General features: G+C 74.3%; 2 protein-coding genes. One reads left to right on the top strand and one right to left on the bottom strand.

The annotated features are described in order from the left end of the window. Positions 1 to 858 (bottom strand): serine/threonine-protein kinase (locus tag FOE67_RS23495; protein WP_182666843.1); only part of this gene is annotated, 858 nt, incomplete at its 3' end. Between the two features lie 588 nt (positions 859 to 1,446). Between FOE67_RS23495 and FOE67_RS23490 the strand changes: the two genes are divergently transcribed. Then, positions 1,447 to 2,094: a TetR family transcriptional regulator gene (locus FOE67_RS23490; protein WP_182666842.1), complete on the top strand. Its 648-nt coding sequence runs from the start codon at positions 1,447 to 1,449 to the stop codon at positions 2,092 to 2,094. Positions 2,095 to 2,171 lie beyond the last annotated feature (77 nt).

Raw genomic sequence — 2,171 nt, 5'->3', positions numbered from 1 at the left:
CGTCCTGCGGCACCAGGCCGAGGCGGTGCCGCTGTCGTCGCCGGAGGCGAAGAGGTGCGGGGCGAGGCGGGCCTGGATGTCGGCGGGGGTGGGCCGCTCCGTCGGGGTGTGCCGCATGCACGCCTCGATCAGCGGGTGCAGTTCCTCCGGCAGTCCCTCCAGGTCGGGGCTGTCGCGCAGCAGCATGAAGACGGTCTCCACCGGGTTGGCGCCGTGGTAGGGCGGGTGACCGGTGCCGGCGTAGACCAGGGTGGAGGCCAGGGAGAAGACGTCGCTGGCCCCGGTCACCCCGCGCGAGTCGCGCGCCTGTTCGGGCGACATGTAGGCGGGGGTGCCGACCGCCACGTTGGTCATGGTGAGCCGGGTGGTGGAGACACCGGAGGCGATGCCGAAGTCGATGACCCGGGGGCCGTCCTCGACGACCAGCACGTTCGACGGCTTCAGGTCGCGGTGGACCAGGCCCGCGCCGTGGATGGACTGCAGGGCCTCGGCGATCCCGGCCGCCAACCAGCGCACCGCCTGCGGGGGCAGCGGGCCGCACTCGCTGACGATCTCCTCCAGCGAGGGGGCCGGCACGTAGGCGGTGGCCAACCACGGCACCGCGGCGCGGGGGTCGGCGTCGACGACGGCGGCCGTGTAGAAGCCGCTCACCGAACGGGCCGCCTCCACCTCGCGGGTGAAACGGACCCGGAACAGCTGATCCTCGGCCAACTCGGTGCGCACGGTCTTGATGGCGACCCGCCGCCCGGAGGCCGACCGTGCGAGGTAGACCAGACCCATGCCGCCGGAGCCCAGCCGCCCGAGCACCTCGAAGGGGCCGATCCGCCTGGGATCGTGCCGCGTCAGCTGCTCCACCATGAGTCCTTTGCCACCTCCCCGTGGGGGCGCCGGCCGGGCGCCCCGTGCAGCATCTCACCGCCGTCGGCCGCCGCCGGTCGTCCGTGCCGATTCTTCCCTGCCGGGCCGACAACCGGGAACGCGGGGCCGGCGCGTCGTCGGTCCGTTCCACTCCCGTGACGCACCGCCGGGCGAACGGGCCGAACACTCCTTCCCGGGAGGTCCTCCCCGCCCTCCCCCGTCGCCGTGACGCGCCCCGGAACCACGGGGCGCGGCGACCGGCGTCCCGACCCGGCCGGGGTGCCCGGCGACCGGCACGACCCCGGAAGGGGATACGCGCCGGCGGGCGCGTCGGTTCCCCGGCCGCGTGTCGGCCGGAGGGCTCATGCTAAGTCCCGGGGCCCCGGACCGACGGCGGCCACTCCGCCACGGGGTGTGTCGACCGGCCGCCCGGCCGGGGACCGACCCGGGTGTCGGGGCGCGGCCGGCGGGCGCCGGGACGCCCGATGACGGGGTGTGACCCGCCGGCGCCCGAACCCCCGTACCCTCGCCCACCCCATTTGGAAGCGGACAAATGGCGCGAAAAACCCGCGTCGATAAGCTGACGGCATGACAGGACAGGTAACGACCGTGGACGGCCGGATCGCCGGCCGGCGCGGTCAGGCAACCCGACAGAAACTGCTCGACTGCCTCGGGAAAATGCTCGCCTCCTCACCCTATCGTGACGTCCGGGTGATCGATGTCGCCCGGAAGGCGGGCACCTCCCCGGCCACCTTCTACCAGTACTTCCCCGACATCGAGGCGGCCGTCCTCGAACTCGCCGGTGACACCGTCCGGGACAGCGACGAGTTGACCGCTCTGGCGGAGAGCCGCGCCTGGACCGGCCGCGCCGGCCGGGAGGCCGCCGAGGAGTTGGTCGAGGGCTTCCTCGCCTTCCGCCGCCGCCACGACGCCATCCTGCGCGTCATCGACCTGGCCGCCGCCGAGGGCGACCGACGGTTCGTGCGCATCCGCACGAAGGTGCACGGCGCCCTGGTGCGTCCCCTCGCGGAGACGGTGGAGGCCCAGGGGTCACGCGGACGCGCCGAACCCGAGGCCTCGCCGACCGCCGTCGCCGCCGCCCTGGTGACCATGCTCACAGCCGTCGCGGAACAGTCCAAGAGCCTCCAGTCACTGGGGGCGAAGCAGAGCGACGTGCGGCCGGCGCTGGCGCTGCTCGTCCACCTCGGGGTGACCGGACGCAAGCCCGGGAAGTGATCCCGGCGGAACTCCCCGGCCCTGTCACCGGGGGACACCGCCCCATCGGGCGGCCGTCGGGGAGGGGACACCCCGCC

Source organism: Streptomyces calidiresistens, assembly GCF_014141525.1.
In the GTDB taxonomy this organism is placed as follows: Bacteria; Actinomycetota; Actinomycetes; order Streptomycetales; family Streptomycetaceae; genus Streptomyces; species Streptomyces calidiresistens.
The sequence above is the reverse complement of the archived record's forward strand: the minus strand, read 5'-3'. Positions and strand labels throughout refer to the sequence as shown.